At 31.4% G+C, this 16,283-nt stretch carries 16 protein-coding genes and 3 tRNA genes; 11 read left to right on the forward strand and 8 right to left on the reverse strand.

Going from position 1 to position 16,283, the window contains the following annotated elements; translation table 11 throughout:
• Positions 1–417 precede the first annotated feature (417 nt).
• The 6 genes from BLT80_RS18285 to BLT80_RS18310 all read left to right on the forward strand — a co-directional run bounded on the left by BLT80_RS18285 (position 418) and on the right by BLT80_RS18310 (position 5,605).
• The gene (locus BLT80_RS18285; protein WP_092470710.1) at positions 418–1,050 is read left to right on the forward strand and encodes a peptidylprolyl isomerase; all 633 of its coding nucleotides are present in this window, start codon (positions 418–420) and stop codon (positions 1,048–1,050) included.
• A complete protein-coding gene (locus BLT80_RS18290) occupies positions 1,050–1,757 on the forward strand; it encodes a 16S rRNA (uracil(1498)-N(3))-methyltransferase (RefSeq protein ID WP_092470712.1) in 708 nt (235 codons plus the stop codon). Before BLT80_RS18285 ends, BLT80_RS18290 begins: the two co-directional genes overlap by 1 nt.
• Complete coding sequence (locus BLT80_RS18295; protein WP_092470714.1) at positions 1,757–2,398, forward strand: DUF4159 domain-containing protein; 642 nt, start codon at positions 1,757–1,759, stop codon at positions 2,396–2,398. The genes BLT80_RS18290 and BLT80_RS18295 overlap by 1 nt, the downstream gene beginning before the upstream one ends.
• A gap of 291 nt (positions 2,399–2,689) precedes the next feature.
• Positions 2,690–3,199, forward strand: coding sequence for a TrmH family RNA methyltransferase (locus BLT80_RS18300; RefSeq protein ID WP_092470716.1), 510 nt, complete (start codon positions 2,690–2,692; stop codon positions 3,197–3,199).
• Positions 3,200–3,330: 131 nt separating this feature from the next.
• Positions 3,331–4,419, forward strand: coding sequence for an AI-2E family transporter (locus BLT80_RS18305; protein ID WP_092470718.1), 1,089 nt, complete (start codon positions 3,331–3,333; stop codon positions 4,417–4,419).
• A gap of 7 nt (positions 4,420–4,426) precedes the next feature.
• Positions 4,427–5,605 (forward strand): THUMP-like domain-containing protein, encoded by a 1,179-nt coding sequence (locus tag BLT80_RS18310; protein WP_092470720.1) that lies wholly within the window; start codon positions 4,427–4,429, stop codon positions 5,603–5,605.
• 49 nt (positions 5,606–5,654) lie between these two features.
• Here the strand turns inward: BLT80_RS18310 and BLT80_RS18315 are convergent, their stop codons facing one another.
• A complete protein-coding gene (locus tag BLT80_RS18315) occupies positions 5,655–6,248 on the reverse strand; it encodes a hypothetical protein (protein WP_092470722.1) in 594 nt (197 codons plus the stop codon).
• 218 nt (positions 6,249–6,466) lie between these two features.
• On the opposite strand from BLT80_RS18315, the gene BLT80_RS18320 reads away from it, so the two are divergent.
• The 3 genes from BLT80_RS18320 to BLT80_RS18330 all read left to right on the forward strand — a co-directional run bounded on the left by BLT80_RS18320 (position 6,467) and on the right by BLT80_RS18330 (position 6,792).
• Positions 6,467–6,555, forward strand: a tRNA-Ser gene (locus tag BLT80_RS18320).
• Between the two features lie 55 nt (positions 6,556–6,610).
• Positions 6,611–6,685, forward strand: a tRNA-Pro gene (locus BLT80_RS18325).
• Positions 6,686–6,718: 33 nt separating this feature from the next.
• A tRNA-Arg gene (locus tag BLT80_RS18330) sits at positions 6,719–6,792 on the forward strand.
• 679 nt (positions 6,793–7,471) lie between these two features.
• On the opposite strand, the gene BLT80_RS18335 is transcribed toward BLT80_RS18330, so the two are convergent.
• The 7 genes from BLT80_RS18335 to BLT80_RS18365 all read right to left on the reverse strand — a co-directional run bounded on the left by BLT80_RS18335 (position 7,472) and on the right by BLT80_RS18365 (position 14,280).
• Complete coding sequence (locus tag BLT80_RS18335; RefSeq protein WP_092470724.1) at positions 7,472–8,242, reverse strand: DUF3050 domain-containing protein; 771 nt, start codon at positions 8,240–8,242, stop codon at positions 7,472–7,474.
• 361 nt (positions 8,243–8,603) lie between these two features.
• Complete coding sequence (locus BLT80_RS18340) at positions 8,604–9,515, reverse strand: helix-turn-helix domain-containing protein (RefSeq protein WP_092470726.1); 912 nt, start codon at positions 9,513–9,515, stop codon at positions 8,604–8,606.
• 9 nt (positions 9,516–9,524) lie between these two features.
• Positions 9,525–10,289 carry an SDR family NAD(P)-dependent oxidoreductase gene (locus BLT80_RS18345; protein ID WP_092470728.1) on the reverse strand — a complete coding sequence of 255 codons (765 nt, stop codon included), beginning with the start codon at positions 10,287–10,289 and terminating at the stop codon, positions 9,525–9,527.
• Positions 10,290–10,300: 11 nt separating this feature from the next.
• Entirely contained in the window at positions 10,301–11,167 is an 867-nt protein-coding gene (locus BLT80_RS18350) for an SDR family oxidoreductase (protein ID WP_092470730.1), read from the reverse strand.
• Positions 11,168–11,881: 714 nt separating this feature from the next.
• Positions 11,882–12,328: a hypothetical protein gene (locus BLT80_RS18355; protein WP_139181105.1), complete on the reverse strand. Its 447-nt coding sequence runs from the start codon at positions 12,326–12,328 to the stop codon at positions 11,882–11,884.
• Positions 12,329–12,651: 323 nt separating this feature from the next.
• A complete protein-coding gene (locus tag BLT80_RS18360) occupies positions 12,652–13,569 on the reverse strand; it encodes an SDR family NAD(P)-dependent oxidoreductase (RefSeq protein WP_092470734.1) in 918 nt (305 codons plus the stop codon).
• Positions 13,570–13,713: 144 nt separating this feature from the next.
• Positions 13,714–14,280 carry a Crp/Fnr family transcriptional regulator gene (locus BLT80_RS18365; protein WP_175455646.1) on the reverse strand — a complete coding sequence of 189 codons (567 nt, stop codon included), beginning with the start codon at positions 14,278–14,280 and terminating at the stop codon, positions 13,714–13,716.
• Between the two features lie 1,122 nt (positions 14,281–15,402).
• Here BLT80_RS18365 and BLT80_RS18370 point away from each other — a divergent pair.
• Both BLT80_RS18370 and BLT80_RS18375 read left to right on the forward strand, forming a co-directional pair.
• Positions 15,403–15,909 carry a DUF2750 domain-containing protein gene (locus BLT80_RS18370; protein WP_245710300.1) on the forward strand — a complete coding sequence of 169 codons (507 nt, stop codon included), beginning with the start codon at positions 15,403–15,405 and terminating at the stop codon, positions 15,907–15,909.
• On the forward strand, positions 15,910–16,194 hold the full coding sequence (locus BLT80_RS18375) for a hypothetical protein (RefSeq protein ID WP_092470737.1): 285 nt from the start codon (positions 15,910–15,912) through the stop codon (positions 16,192–16,194).
• The last annotated feature ends 89 nt before the right edge of the window (positions 16,195–16,283 follow it).

The following is a 16,283-nucleotide window of genomic DNA, read 5'->3' on the forward strand; positions in this document are numbered from 1 at the left end:
ACTCTATTAATAGCCTTACTGTACTGGCTGTTTTCAAAAACCTCAGTTGAATTAGTAAAAAGTTTAGTTAGGATACATACACTAACAACTATTGTCGGAATTGTTTTATTAATAACTATTACTAGTTTCCTTGACTTCATAAGTCCACTTGGTACAACTTCTAATTTTCCTCTTTTTGATGAAAGCGAGAATACAAGTATAACGTTGATTATACTTTGCTTATTAATAATTACATCACAACTTCTATTTTTTCTTAATATAATACTTAGTCTTGCTAGTTTCTTTTTTAGAAAAAACAGAGAAAAACGCTAATTGTTAAAACATCTGTTAACATCCTTCGCATCATTGCTTCTATTGTAACCTAAAATTTAGTTGTTTTGCAGTAACCCAAAATCTAACTAAATTCAATTCTAAATTATGAAACATTTATTTACACTTTTACTTTTAATTCCTTTATTAAGTTTTTCTCAAGAATCTTTTGAAAAACAACTCGATTCAATTTCAACCTCAGAGGAAGCGACAGCGTTTTTAAAAGAAAACAAACCTACACATGGTAAACTATTTACGTTTAATAAAGAAAAACATAAAACCAGATTAGCCAACGACCTATTTAAACTTTCTAAAGGTGGAAAAAAAGTGACGAGAACCGACTTTAAAAAAACCTTTTACAAAGTTGTAGATAAAGCCGACGTGGATTATTTTAAATTTAACATTATTGTTTTTGATGCTGCTAAGACTTCTAATGAAGATGCTATATCTAAACGCAGCAAAGTACTCGCACAATACGAGTCTGGTTATCGATTTAAAGATTTAGCAAAACATAATTCAGTAGGACCAACAGCCAAAATGGGAGGCGATACTGGCTGGATTAAAGCTGGTGAGATGTCAGAGGCTTTTGATAATGAAGCTTTAAAAGAAGATCATAATCTAAGCGAAATTTTTTCAGTTGATGATTTAGAAAACAAAACATATTACCTTGTTATCAAAACAGAAAACAGAACACCAATTGAGGAGATTACAGTCTTAAAATTCACTGAAGATATTGAATAATGCAATTATTTTACAATCCAAATATTTCTGAAAACGATACAAGCTTTAGTTTTGATAAAGACGAAAGCAGGCATATCGCAAAAGTTTTACGTAAAACCATTGGTGACACATTGCATATCACCAATGGAAATGGTTGGTTGTTTACTGCAGAAATTACATTAGCAGATCAAAAACATTGCACGGTTGCGATTACATCTAAAAGCTTACAACTCAAAAGAGATTATAATTTACATTTGGCTGTTGCTCCAACAAAAATGAACGACAGGTACGAGTGGTTTTTAGAAAAAGCAACGGAGATGGGTGTAGAAACCATCACGCCTATTATTTGCGATCATAGCGAACGTAAAGTAGTGAAGACGGAACGTTTTGAAAAAATCATTCAGTCGGCAATGAAACAATCGCTGCAATGTTATCTACCAAAATTAAATGCTCCAATTGCTTTTAAAGACTTTATTGATCAGGATTTTACAGATCAGATGTTTATCGCGCACTGTGAAGAAACAGATAAAAAGTCGTTAAAATCGCAATTAAAACGAGCATCAGATTGTACTATTTTAATTGGCCCAGAAGGAGACTTTAGCGTTAAAGAAATCGAAATGGCCTTGCAGCACCATTTTATTCCTGTAACTTTGGGTGAGACACGCTTAAGAACAGAAACAGCCGCCATTGCAGCTTGCCATTCTGTAGCATATTTAAACGAACGTTAATGAAAGTACTTATTTCTCTTTTCTTTTTTCTTTTTTCATTGTTCTTGTTTTCACAAGATGTTGCCATCCTAAAATATAAAGGAGGAGGCGATTGGTACAGTAATCCAACGGCTTTACCGAATTTAGTAAAGTATTGTAACGATAATATCGACACTAACATCAACGAAAGTATTCAAACTGTAGAAGCAGGAAGTATAGATATTTTTCAGTTTCCTTTTTTACATATGACGGGTCATGGCAATGTGTTTTTTAGTGATGATGATGCCGAGAACTTAAGAAATTATCTCATTTCTGGTGGATTTCTTCATATTGATGACAATTACGGAATGGAACCTTACATCACTAGAGAACTGAAGAAAGTATTTCCAAATAATGAATTAATCGAAATCCCAAAGGACCACAAAATATTTAGTTTGGCATTTGAATTTCCAAATGGTTTACCTAAAATCCATGAGCATGATGGTAAAGCACCACAAGCTTTTGGGATTTTTCAAGATAGTAGATTAGTGCTATTATTCACGTTTGAAAGTGATTTAGGCGATGGTTGGGAAGACCAAGAAGTACATAATGATCCGGAAGACGTCAGAGAGAAAGCTCTTAAAATGGGTGCTAATATTGTGAAGTATGCTTTTGAGAATTAATTTTCATTTAAAATTAAAGATAAAAGAGCTAAGAACAAGGACTAAATAGACATGACAAAGTTTTCAATACCATATAAAATAGCAGCTGCATTATTAGTTCTGGCTTTTACGTTTCAGTCTATGGAGTCTATTAATAGTCATACCTACTCCACTGGTTTATCTAACTTTCATACTGAATGTCCAAAAGGAATAACATGCTGCTTCGGACATTCATATCATTCAATATATAAATGCGGAAATGCAAATCACATTAATTGATTAAGCCTTTCAATAAACTTTTAAACCTAACTTTTGAGCCAGTTAAACCACTACAATTCCAATTTCAAAAAACAAACATTTCCAATTACAGTAGTATGCGACAATGTAACCAACGCTCCAAATATTGGGAGTCTATTCAGAATTGCAGATGCTTTTGGTATTGAAAAGCTCATTTTTTGTGGGTCAGATATCTCATTAGGTAAACGCATGACAAGGACGTCGCGTTCTACTGAAAAGTATGTTAATCATAGTATAGAAGATGATATTGAAACACAAGTAAAAACTTTAAAGGCAAATAACTATTATCTCATTGCTTTAGAAATTTCAGAAAATAGCCAGCCCATCACAGAATTTCAACTACAAACAACACAACCCATTGCGCTTATTTTAGGTGATGAAAATTTTGGTGTGTCTGACTCTATTTTAGAACAAGTGGATGCTATCGTTCATATTAATATGTTTGGAAATAATAGTAGCATGAATGTTGTCCAAGCTACTAGTATTGCCCTTTATGAAATTACAAAACAAATGAGCGCTATTTAGATTGAAACATTTAATCTCGACATCTTTAAGTATATTTATCGCATGAAACGAGCCTGCTAAACGCAATTTCAATCAAGCGGACTATTAATAGCGAACAACATGTGTCCTATTAAAACAATAAATACAAACACATGAATCCAAAAACCATAGCCAACGGTATTTTAAGAGCATTAGGGATTATTCTTGCCGTAATTCTGGTATTATATTTCTTATTTAAAATTCAATCTGTTATTGTCTACATCGCAGTTGCAGTGGTTATTTCTTTAATCGGGCGCCCTATTATTTTATTTTTAAGAAATATATTAAAATTCAACAACACAGTAGCAGTTGTTACCACAATGGTCGTTTTATTAGGCTTATTAGTTGGTCTCATCGGGCTCTTTATTCCATTGATAATTGAGCAAGGTCATAATTTAGCATTATTAAATATTGAGGAATTACAAAGCAATATTGAAAATCTTTATGATCAAATTATCACCTATTTTCAATTTAATAATATTGATATTGAACAATCTATAGAAGATTCACATTTACTTTCAAAGCTAGATTTTGCAGTTATACCAGACTTCTTAAATAGCTTTATTAGTGGCTTAGGCAGTTTTAGCATCGGATTGTTTTCCGTACTCTTTATTTCATTCTTCTTTTTAAAAGACAGCAAGTTGTTTGAAGATGGTTTAATGACATTTATTCCAAGCGGAAACGAAGACCGTTCTAAACGCTCAATCACAACAATTAAAGACTTATTGTCGCGTTATTTTGTTGGACTGATATTTCAAATATTAATCTTATTCGTTATTTATACAATCGTTTTACTAATCTTTGATATTGACAATGCTATTGTTATCGCATTTTTATGTGCACTACTAAATCTTGTGCCTTATGTTGGTCCTTTAGTTAGTGGATTTTTAATGCTTTTATTAAGTATGTCTAGCAATTTAGGAGAAAGCTTTAGTGAGGTAATTTTACCAAAAACGACCTATGTGATGATTGGTTTTATATTTGCACAACTAGTAGATAATTTCTTTAGTCAACCGTACATTTTTTCTAAAAGTGTAAAATCGCATCCGTTAGAAATCTTCTTAGTCATCATCATAGCAGGCATTTTATTTGGTGTTGTAGGAATGATTGTAGCGATACCGACTTACACAGCAATAAAAGTAATTTTAAAAGAGTTCTTATCGGATTATAACATCGTTCAGAAGTTTACTAAAAATCTATAGTTTTAGTTTGAATAAATCATTATTAAATATTGAAATACAAGATTTTATAAACGACAATATAAATTCAGACACTTCTGCTTTATTATTAAAAGGTATTCCGTTTGAATCGGTAGATTCAAAATTAATCATAGAACAAATTGAAGCGAAAAAACGATGCCAAAAGAAACTACCAACCTGGTTTGCGACACAAAATATATACTATCCTAATAGGCTAAATATTGAGCAAACCTCTTCAGAAATTACCGCTGAATTTAAAGCAAGTTTAGTATCTGGAAATTCGTTAATTGACCTTACAGGAGGATTTGGAGTGGATGCTTATTATTTTTCAAAACAAGTAAACCATGTTACCCATTGCGAAATTAATGCTGAATTATCAAAACTTGTAAAACACAACATAGAAGCGCTCAATATTACTAATATTAACTGCATTAACAAAAATGGAATTGAAGCTTTAAAAAGCATTAAAAAACCGTTAGATTGGATTTATGTAGATCCATCGCGTCGTGACGATTCAAAGCAAAAAGTATTTCTACTTTCAGATTGCGAACCAAATATAAAAACACATCAAGATTTATTTCTGAACTATGCTAAAAATGTGATGATAAAAACCTCTCCATTATTAGATATAAAAGCGACACTTTTAGACATAACAAACGTAAAAGAAATTTATGTTGTTGCTGTAAATAACGAGGTTAAAGAATTACTATGGATTCTAGAAAAGAATTTCAATGAAGAGCTTGTTGTAAAAACGGTTAACCTACAAAAATCAAACATCCAGCATTTCAATTTTAATTTCAATGATGAATCGGAAGCCATAGAAACCTATAGTGAACCGCTCACCTATTTATACGAGCCTAATGCTGCCGTTTTAAAATCAGGTAGTTTTAATTCTGTTAGTAATCTTCTAAAGGTAGATAAACTACACAAACACTCGCATCTATATACTTCTGAAACCCTTATAGATTTTCCGGGTAGACGATTTATAATTGAAAAAATATTACCATTCAACAAAAAAGTCTTTTCAAAAGAAAAAATAATTAAAGCCAATATTACAACTAGGAATTTTCCGTTATCGGTAAATGATATTCGTAAAAAACTAAAAGTTAAAGATGGCGGAAATAGTTATCTGTTTTTCACTACAGATTGTAATGATTCTAAAATTATAATTGTTTGCTCAAAGGTATAATAGCAATTCTTCTATTCTTTAATTGCCCACTTGATTTTCATTCAACATCTCACAGAAATCCTTTTTGCACAACGACCATATCGTTGCCCCAAAGTTTTACTAAATATAAAATATCTATAGGAAAGAAAGAGGAAGAACCATCCGTATTGTATTTTACAGGGCATTCAATTCTACTACCATCTACAATTCGACATTTATTTTTACCATTATCAGAAATAAAGATATCTCCTGAATCTAATTTTTCATAGACTTTTTTTAAATCTATAATAGCATATTTTAGAAATGTAGATGATTTGCTGATATCATTTTTTGAGCAATCTAGAATACCATAAGTAAAATAATGCGCCTTCATTTTAAAATATTCGGATTCATGACGATCCTCGTGCTTATTTTCATCGCGTCTATAACGAATTGTAAAATCAGTAAAAGCTTTGTATTTCTCTTCTCTAAATCGCTCTTGCACGGTCTTTACAGTATCACCTTTTACAAAAACGTAATCGATACCTAGTGTCATGTCAATATATTTGGCATAATTTTTCTTCAACCTAACCTCTAACCAAGCAATTGATTTATAAATATTGGGCAATGCAATATGCTTATGCACATAATCCGAAAACGCTCTATCATTTTTATATTTAGACATTTTTATATTTATAGCTTAATTTATGGATGAATTAAACAAAAAAACAGATGTTATAAAAATGGATATATTTCTTATACATCTCTGATAAATATACACTTAAATAAACGATAAAATTTATTCGTAAAAATTTTATAAAAAAACTCAAAAAAATTGTTGCGTTCTTTAAAATGTTGCGTTACATTTGCATCCGCAATTAAGAGAATGTTCTTTTATATATTGGAGAGGTGCCTGAGTGGCCGAAAGGAGCGGTTTGCTAAATCGTCGTAGGTGGAAACACTTACCCAGGGTTCGAATCCCTGTCTCTCCGCAAGTTTTTACTGCAGCTTATGCGATTCTGTAAGTAATATTAAAGATAATCAATTCGGGGTGTAGCGTAGCCCGGTTATCGCGCCACGTTTGGGACGTGGAGGCCGCAGGTTCGAATCCTGCCACCCCGACTTTTATTGAATTTTTAGAGTTTTACTCTAAATGGTCGCATAGCTCAGCTGGATAGAGCACCTGCCTTCTAAGCAGGCGGTCCTAGGTTCGAATCCTAGTGCGATCACAAGAAGCCTTAACATTTATGTTGAGGCTTTTTTGTGTTCAAAAAATACTCACATTAGTCTGTAAATCAAAATGATACACCTTTTTATTGTTAACAAGAACAAGTCAGAATTGAACAAAAATTATGACTAAATATTAATTATTAAGTGAAATTATTTTTATAAGATTTCTCGATTACGCACACTTTACGCACACAAATTGTTTTTTAACACTATTTTAATAAAATGTGGTGGTAACTACCACGAATATAATTTCGATTTCAATTTAGGGTATATTCAAAACTCTAATTCTATCAGAGATATCATATTTAGAAATGTTTATAGAGTAGTTATGAAAGACATTTTTAATGTAATACAGGCAATGGGAGCAGCAATTAATAATTCAAATAAACACAAAAAAATCTTCACATAAATGTAATATAAGGATTCTCATATTATTAACTATAGCAAAACCAAATCATCTTAGATGTATATGAGACCTTAACCACTACTTTCCAATTAATTATAGTATGCATTGATAATATCTCTCGTGGTTAAGTGCTACTAGAACTAGACAAGAACTAGCAACAAACTATTCAAACTTTTTATCTCTAAACTGGGATTACTAAATGATTAAAGTAGCTTTATGAAAAATTAGTGACTTTTTACTTGTATTATTTTCCACAGTACTTTGATATATGCTCACTTTTCATATTGTATTAAATCCGTAATTGCATCCCAAAGAGCAATTCGTTTTTCTAATGATTGTTTCGCAACAGTTAAAGTTTCCTTCCATTTTTGATCATCATCTTTACATAATTCCTTAATCATTTCAAGAGATAATGGACCATGTTCGTCCCCATCAAGTTCAATATGACGTTCTAAATAGTAATTTATTTTGTTGTAATGTTTGTTATCAACATCGGATTTTTTCAGAATTTCTATAAACATATCTGGAATAACATCTTCTCGTCCAAATGTAAATGCAGAGGCTACCAGATGTGGTTTATTAGTCGCAATAATTGAAAATGAAAATTCCACAAAATCAGCTACTCTTTTATCTATATTAACTTCATTCAAAGAATATTCAACAGAATTACCTAATTCTACAAGTTTTATGAAATTATTGATTTCATTAGGATTAGCATTTACTTGTAACATTGCATCCAAATACATTTCAAAATGACTTTTAGGCTCACCTAATTCATTTATATCACTTTCTTCTCCATGAACAATTTCATTTACAAATCTCGAAAGTGTTGCGTTTTTAGAAGGGGTCCAAGGGATTTGTACATTTGTCAATTCAATCTGAAGGAATTTTAAAAGAGACATAAAGTCCCAAACAGCAAATATGTGATTCTCCATAAAAATCCTGATGTCCTCTATGGTCTTTAAGTTTTCATAAAGTTTATGATTCTGTAGCAGATTTCTTAACTCTGAAATTTCATTTTCTATATAATGTATTCTATTCATTCTATTATTTTTTCTTACATCTCAATTGGGTATAGACGCTGGTATATATCCAATCTATTAGATTTACTACAAATCTAATATAATTTCATAATAACCATACTTATATATATACAGTATAAAGATCAAATTAAAAAATTTGAGCACCTTGACATACTCGGAACTAGTTATGAATAATTTTCAAATCATAAATTTTAAATAAGACAAATCACCCAAGTTGAATAACTAACTTTCACTTTAAAATCAACTATGGTTATATTGATCCTAACTCTCAAGGTTAGACACACCTCGAATTAGACAAGACCTAGCTTTTGTTTTTTTTACCACAGTACATTGTTAGCTGTAGTGGTTTCCGCAATGCTATTTAATTATATAATTTCCGAAATTCCAATGGTGTCAATTCTGTTTTTTTCTTGAATAATTTTCCGAATGATTGTGGATGTTCAAATCCTAAACTGTAAGCAATTTCATTTACTGATAACTCTGTAGTGGAAAGCTTCTCTTTAGCCAATTGCATTAGTTTTTCGTGAATAAATTCTTGGGTACTTTTACCTGTTTGTGTTTTTAATAATCTGCTTAAATAATTAGATGATAAGTTCAGTGAAGCAGACAAATAATTAACTGTTGGTAATCCATTTCCCTGTAAGTCTTTGCTTTTAAAATAATTATTTAAAAGTGTTTCGAATTGCTCTAGTATTCTATGATTTGTTTTTTTACGAGTGATAAATTGACGTTGATAAAATCGTTCTGAATACGTGAGTAATAATTCCAATTGTGAAATGATAACTTCTTGACTGAATTTATCAATATTTGAATTATATTCTTGATTAATATTTTGTATCAAATCGGTTAGCATATTTTGTTCCTTGTCCGAAAGGTGTAATGCTTCGGTTAATTCATAACCAAAAAAGTCATATTTCTCTATTTTTTGAGCCAAAGATGTATGCCAAAGAAAATCGGGATGAAAAATAAGTAACCACCCCGAATGATTTAATTTTTGTTCATCCCCTATAGCAATACGCATAACTTGATTTGGCGCGATGAAAGCTAATACACCTTCGTCAAAGTCGTATTCCTGTTGTCCATATCTCATTTTACCATTAAACACCTGTTTTAAGGCAATAGAATAAAAACCGTGAGTAAAACTTGAAACCGTTACATTTTCTTTCCTTTTAATATCGGCAAAATTAATTACGCTAACCAAAGGATGCTGCGGTTTTGGCAATTGCATTACTCTATGATATTCGGTAATATTTTTTATGTGAAGTATAGACATGGTTTTGTTTTAAATCATTTGTCCACCAGACACTTCTATGCGTTGTGCGTTTATCCATTTTGCATCATCGGTGCATAAAAAGGCTACTACACTTCCAATATCATCTGGTAATCCAACACGCCCCAAAACAGTGTTAGATGCGATAAAGCTATTCATTTTTTCATTATCTCTAACTGCTCCACCACCAAAATCAGTTTCGATAGCTCCTGGTGCGATGACATTTGACCGAATTTTTCTTTCGCCTAATTCTTTTGCCTGATACTTTGTTAACGTTTCAATAGCACTTTTCATAGCTGCATACGCTGAAAATCCGTTTAAGGCAAAACGAGTAAGTCCAGTGGACACATTGACAATTCCTCCGCCATCGTTTAGAATGTTTAATGCCTTTTGTGTTAATAAATAGGCACCTTTAAATTGAACGTTATAAAGCGTATCTAATTGTTCTTCGGTTGTTTTTGCAAATGGTGCGTTTATTCCAATTCCTGCATTATTCACGAGATAGTCAATTTTATCAACTCCGAATTTGTATTTAATTGATTTTTTAACAGTATCAAAGAATGCTTCGAAACTTTGAAAATCCATTACATTTAATTGAACTGCAATCGCTTGTTGTCCTAAATGTTCAATTTCTTTGATAACTTCTTTAGCTTTTTCCTCATGGTTGTTATAAGTCAGTACTATATGAAGCCCTTTTTTTGCTAATTCCAAAGCCATATTTTTTCCCAATCCACGACTTCCACCAGTTACTAAAGCAATTTTTATTTCGTTTTTCATTTTGTTTGTTTTTATAAATTGAATACTAATCTCAAACCTTCTTTAAGGTCTTTTGGTTGACGTCCTAAATAATGTTGTAATTCATTTGTGACTGTCTCTTCCTGTCCGTTTTTAATATCAAGATTGAAACCAACTATTTTTTTGACCATTGGTTCAGGAATTCCGTTGTCCAGCATTATTTTTTTGAAAGGCTCAACTTCTACAGGTTTGTAATTTACCCGTTTGCCTGAAAGTTCTGTAAGCGCAGTTGCCACATCGTAAAAAGAGTACGCATCAGCACCTGTAAAGTTCAATGTTTGGTTTTCGAAAGTTTCATTCATTAAAACATTCGCTATTGCCTCGGCTTGTTCAGCTTTTAAAACATAGGCAACTTTACCATTTCCGGCAGGTTGTAATATACCTTTCTCAAAAACCTGTTTGCCAACAAAAAGAGGCAAGACATCCATATACAACGCATTTCTGAAGATGATATATTTCAATCCACTTTCTTTAATATAGTCTTCAGTTAGAAAATGCTCTGTCATTAGTTTATTGACTAAGGTGTTTTTATCTTTTAAGGAACGACTTGTGTAAGCAATGTTTTGAACACCTTTCTTTTTTGCTGTATCAATAACGTTTTTATGTTCTTGCACTCTATCGCCTTGGTCACCTGAAGAAATTAGTAAAACGATATCTACGTTCTCCATCGCTTTTTCAAGGGATTGCACATCACTATATTGACCTATAAAAGCTTTTAATCCGTTTTGTTCAAATTCGGTTTTTCTTTCTTCTTTTCTTATGAGCACAGAAATATTTTCAGCTTTCATAGTTTTAAGTAAAGTTTTAATAACTGTAGTACCTAGTTCTCCAGTTGCTCCAGTAACTAATATTTGTTTCATTTTCCGATTTTTTAAAGTGAAGTACAAAGGTTAAATAGATAAGTGTAAGTTCTGTAGTCAAATCTATCTTTCCATCAGCCAAATCGGATAAATGACTATAGTTTGTTGATTTGCGCGATTTATTTTAGTATTACAGCTAACTATTGGACATAGACTATAATCTATATCGATACTATAACGGCAATTACGAATATAATTTGATAATAACCATATTACTACAAAGCAATAACCGTTTTAGAATACAGAATTTAGACGTTAGTGCCTCACTTTATATTAAACCATACTAGGCACTCCACCATTCTACCTTAAACATATAAAGCTATACCATATTTAAACCTTCATATATGCACGTCCTTGTTTATGTCTTTAATGACAAGATTACTGTGAGCTTTTACAAATACACTTAAACCTTGTTTTATTAGGATAAAACCTGACATAACCATGCCATAACAACACTATAAGCACCCTATAACCTATACTTTGTTTTTCTGCTTTTTGGACGTAAATACAAACGGGTGCTTATGAAAAGATACTTAATTATTAGAGTAGATTGTTGGATTGAAATTTGGAGCAAAGTCTTTTTTGTTTATACAACAAGCTTTTGCAGTTGCTAAATAAGGATTTACATTTGAAGTGAACTATAAAAGTACTTTATTCAAATATCAATAAGCTTTTAATTGTTTTTTACCACAGTACTTTGTTAGCAAACGGTTTTTATTCTCTTGTGTTTTTAAAGTTGTTAAAGGAAACTTGTCCTTTTTTCTCAGTTCTGTAAAAAATTCCGACGTCGCAGCTTTTGTATAAATAATTCATAGAATGAGCAGCATTGTCAAAACCTACTGTAAAATAAATTCTATTTGAACGAATGTTTTTATAACCAATTTCACTTAGAACTATTCTATCATAATCTGTTACATCTATACTGTCTTTAAAAACCTCCTTTGTTAATTTTTTATAGATTATTGTGTCGTTATATTTGGTTAGTACTATTTCAGATGCGGAATTATGATAAACCTCTTTTAATCCTTCATTAACTAAAACAATAGAACTGTCATTCAAGCTGTAAAGTTTTAATTCAAGTTTATGGTTTATGTTTCCAATCTTTATTTCCTGTATATAACTTGTGGTATCCAATCTAATTTGCGAGTAAAAGACTTTCAATTCAGTTTCTTTTAATTTTTGTTTCTGGCAATTTTTAAATTCAGGATTATATTCTTTTTCTAGATATTCATTGATCGAGTTATTTTGATTACAACTTATTAGAGTTAAGATTACAAATATTACTATGGAAGATCTTTTCATTATCGTTTCTCAGCTGTTTGTTAACGGTCTCGTGCATGAACAGTAGCGAATATAATGTACTGTTTTTTCGGTTAGGCACAAAGTTACTTAAAAGCACAAAACTTTCTATAAGTACTTTAGCCACTATTGCTTATACGCAATGTTACCTTCTGCCATTTTTTAGATGTATCTTTTTGTTTTTGTTATTCTTTAAATGTGGTTTTTGTAAGTTCAAGGCTGCCACTCCACAGGTCTTTTTGAAAAATCTTGTTATAAGAATCAACAGATGTTTTAACAACTTTCCCATCCGAGAAATAAATTCCCTTCAAGTCTTTATACTTTTCAGAATATGCAAGTTTTGCTAAATTTCTTCCCGCTTGAGCTGGTGTATGTATGTTGCTTTTTAATAGGGTCAAAACAGGGAATACGTTTTTCCATAAAAAGCGCATAACAGGTGAATACGTTTTGGCAAGTCCTGTTCCTGGTGTCATTCCTGGGTCATAGGCATTTACCCTAATGTTTGTTTTTTTTAATCGCTCTTGTAATTCATAAGTGGTCATTATGTTACACAATTTTGAAGTAGAATACCTTCTTTGTCCAACTCTATTAGGTTTTTCAGAAGTTTCTTTTGAGAAAGCAAGCTCTTGAACATTGGTATAAATTGGTGGTTCTATTGGTGTTTTAAGTGCTGGGTCGTGTGTTTCGCTAGATGTGAATGTTATGTGGCCTTCATTTTTCACAAAGGGTAATAATTGCATCGTCAAGGCAAACGAACCCAGATGATTTATACCAAAGGTCTGTTCAAATCCATCTACCGTATATTGTGTGGCGCCAATATTCTGTACTCCTGCATTATTTATCAAGATAGAAATGGCATTGTTTTTTTCTTTGGCAAATGATTCAGAGAACTTTCTTATAGATTCTAAAGAAGCCAAATCCAATTCCAAGCATTTTAGGTTTTTATGACCTGTCTTGTCTTTTATTTTTTCTATTATGTCTTTTCCTGCTCCAATATTTCTGGCAGGAATGATAATTTGTTTGTTTTTGGCCATTCGAGCCATTTGTAAAGCACACTCAAAGCCAATTCCACTGGTTGCTCCTGTAATAATTATTGAATCCATATTTTTTTTCTATTAAAATGATGAAGCAAAGTTCAGCACTTTAAAAGCAAAAACATTTGCCATTTGGCAAATAATGAATTTATGTATATTTAATTCATTTTAAAGGTTATATGGCATTCGTACCGAAAGCCTTCGGTGCTCATTTCAGATGCTTTTTCGAATCCTACTTAACGATGATTGCGTGATTCCTAAATAAGAAGCGAGATAGGAAAGCGGAATTCTGTTGGCTAAATTCGGAAACTTTTCAAGAAAATTTAGATACCTTGTTGTAGCATCTTCGGCTAACATTGGGCTTAGTTTATTTACCTTTTCAATCAATGCTTTTTCGGTTATTTTATTGATAATGCCGTCCCACTGAATGATAGTAGCTGATAAATCGTTGAATGAGTCTGTAGAAAATACAAGTAGTGAACAATCTGTTACAGCCTGAACATATTCTGAAGAGGGGATTTTTTGATTGAAGCTGTTTATGTCCACTGCAAAATTGTTTTCATCAATAAAGTATTTAGTGATTTCATCACCGTTGCTGTTATAGTAACATACCCGGAAAATGCCTTCTTTAATAAAAGCTACTTGTTTTGGTGTTTTTCCTGCTTCGGAAAAATAATCGCCTTTTTTCAACTCCAATACCTGTGCTTTTCTTTTTATCAAGTCAATTTGCTGTTGATTTAACTGCCCAAATTCCAACAGATAGTTTATTAATTTGTCCATAGTCACAAAGGTTGTCATTGCATTTTATTCGGAATTTGTCAAATGGCAAAAAGGTTGATTGATTTTCGTGTTATGTTATTTGTATGGTTTTTCTGATTGCAGCTAACAATTGCATATAAACAATTGTCTATATCCAAACTATACTATAGTCTTAACTACAAATCTAATATAATTTTATAATAATCAGACTACTATAAAAACAGTTAAGAGAACAACACAAAAACGATGGATATATTAGGGAATTAGAAGTAACTGATTATTTTTATCTTTAACCATGCCAAAATCCAAACTCTCTAAATGGATTAGCATCCTTCACGATTACCTAAATTGTTTGCGATACTATGTTTTGTTTCAACTAGGCACCGAAGAGTTAGACCTCACTAAACACTGGAAAAAGAGACTAATTTATTTTGAAAAAGTTATATTATGATTTTATTAAGCTCTCTAAAAAATCATTTAGGACTATATTTAAACCTTCATATATGCACGTCCTTGTTTATGTCTTTAATGACAAGATTACTGTAAGCTTTTACAAACACACTTAAACCGTATTTTACTGGGATAAAACACGACATAACTATGCCATAACAACGCTACAAGCACTATATAACCACGCTATAACCTATATTTTATATTTCTGCTTTTTAGACCGAAATACAGACGACTGTTTTAATAGAAACAATTAATTAATGGTTGCCTTATCCTTATGATTTGCAGTAAATAAATTTTCTATCGATAATATTTATAAAAGTTTACCACATTCTACCAGTAATTTTTCTAGATGAACCGACCACAAGCTTAAAGGCCATAAAATAAAAAAAAGGACGTCCTGTAATCAAACACCTAACCTCATTTATTGCGGACAAAGATTATAGCACTGAAGCTATTAATACTACGTTGCATAATCAAAGCAGGTTTGTTCTGTATAGCGTTTTGGTTATTATGAATTAGCTATTACGGTTTACCGTAAGTTATTTAGAATAGAAGGTATTAACTTGGCTTTTAATGAAGCGCAGCTGTACGTAACTTTACGTATAGCTTTTATTAGAAATAGAATTAACTTCGTAGCTAATGACTTTAAATATTTAAAACACTTGCTATTACCTAACTAATTAGTGGGATATGAGTGATAACAGTTATGATATAACAAGTTACCTGCAAGCTGAAAAAACTATGTTCCAAGATTCAATCACACTGAAAAATCGCCATCAGAAGTTCATAAAGACAGTCTCTGAAAATGGAATAGTTTATGGACTGAAAAGTAAAAATGGATTTGCAACATCAAGTTCAACCCAATTTGAGGATAATAATGGAAATCCAATCGGAATTATATGCTTTTGGGCAGAAAAAGTTCGAGCTAAATCCTGTGCGAAAGACGAATGGAAAAAATACAAAGTGACCGAAATTCCATTAGCTGAATTTATGGAAAATTGGTGCATTGGAATGGCTAATGATGGACTTCTAGTCGGAACACAATTTGACCAAAATCTGTTCGGATACGAAGTCGAACCTTTGGAATTGATTACAGAACTATCATCTGAATTAAAATCAGTCGGAAAGGATTTAAACTTCAGGAAGTTTAACGGAATTACCGATTTGGAAAAACAAGTAAAAAAAATATTAGAATAAATGAAGTATAGTTTCACAAAGTTCGACAATAAAGAATACTATAAAAACAGTACTACTTCCGAAGTTAAATCTTTAGTCTATAAAATTAGAAATCAAGCATCTAATTCACCATTTCTGAATTTTGACATTAGTGAATTAATATTCACACATTTACCGTTAACAAAAATGAAATATAACGAGGAAGAACTGAAAGAAACAATTTTTGACGCAACGTGGTATTTTAGAAAAGGAAATGAAGAAAAAATATTTGAAATAATAACTGAAAAATTAAAAGCCAGCAGGTAACAAAGTACTGTGCTAAAAAACAAGTAAAATCCCATTAATTTTTCACTAGCGTACTTTTATATGTTGCATCAAATATTAACCCAGATTTT

The sequence above is a fragment of the Winogradskyella thalassocola genome, from assembly GCF_900099995.1.
Taxonomy (GTDB): Bacteria; Bacteroidota; Bacteroidia; order Flavobacteriales; family Flavobacteriaceae; genus Winogradskyella; species Winogradskyella thalassocola.

Excerpts from the sequence above, each read along its gene's own strand:
- BLT80_RS18285 (WP_092470710.1), top strand. The coding sequence starts at position 418 with ATGAAACATTTATTTACACTTTTACTTTTAATTCCTTTATTAAGTTTT.
- BLT80_RS18290 (WP_092470712.1), top strand. The coding sequence starts at position 1,050 with ATGCAATTATTTTACAATCCAAATATTTCTGAAAACGATACAAGCTTT.
- BLT80_RS18295 (WP_092470714.1), top strand. The coding sequence starts at position 1,757 with ATGAAAGTACTTATTTCTCTTTTCTTTTTTCTTTTTTCATTGTTCTTG.
- BLT80_RS18305 (WP_092470718.1), top strand. The coding sequence starts at position 3,331 with ATGAATCCAAAAACCATAGCCAACGGTATTTTAAGAGCATTAGGGATT.
- BLT80_RS18315 (WP_092470722.1), bottom strand. The coding sequence starts at position 6,248 with ATGTCTAAATATAAAAATGATAGAGCGTTTTCGGATTATGTGCATAAG.
- BLT80_RS18335 (WP_092470724.1), bottom strand. The coding sequence starts at position 8,242 with ATGAATAGAATACATTATATAGAAAATGAAATTTCAGAGTTAAGAAAT.
- BLT80_RS18340 (WP_092470726.1), bottom strand. The coding sequence starts at position 9,515 with ATGTCTATACTTCACATAAAAAATATTACCGAATATCATAGAGTAATG.
- BLT80_RS18345 (WP_092470728.1), bottom strand. The coding sequence starts at position 10,289 with ATGAAAAACGAAATAAAAATTGCTTTAGTAACTGGTGGAAGTCGTGGA.
- BLT80_RS18350 (WP_092470730.1), bottom strand. The coding sequence starts at position 11,167 with ATGAAACAAATATTAGTTACTGGAGCAACTGGAGAACTAGGTACTACA.
- BLT80_RS18360 (WP_092470734.1), bottom strand. The coding sequence starts at position 13,569 with ATGGATTCAATAATTATTACAGGAGCAACCAGTGGAATTGGCTTTGAG.
- BLT80_RS18365 (WP_175455646.1), bottom strand. The coding sequence starts at position 14,280 with ATGGACAAATTAATAAACTATCTGTTGGAATTTGGGCAGTTAAATCAA.
- BLT80_RS18370 (WP_245710300.1), top strand. The coding sequence starts at position 15,403 with ATGAGTGATAACAGTTATGATATAACAAGTTACCTGCAAGCTGAAAAA.
- BLT80_RS18375 (WP_092470737.1), top strand. The coding sequence starts at position 15,910 with ATGAAGTATAGTTTCACAAAGTTCGACAATAAAGAATACTATAAAAAC.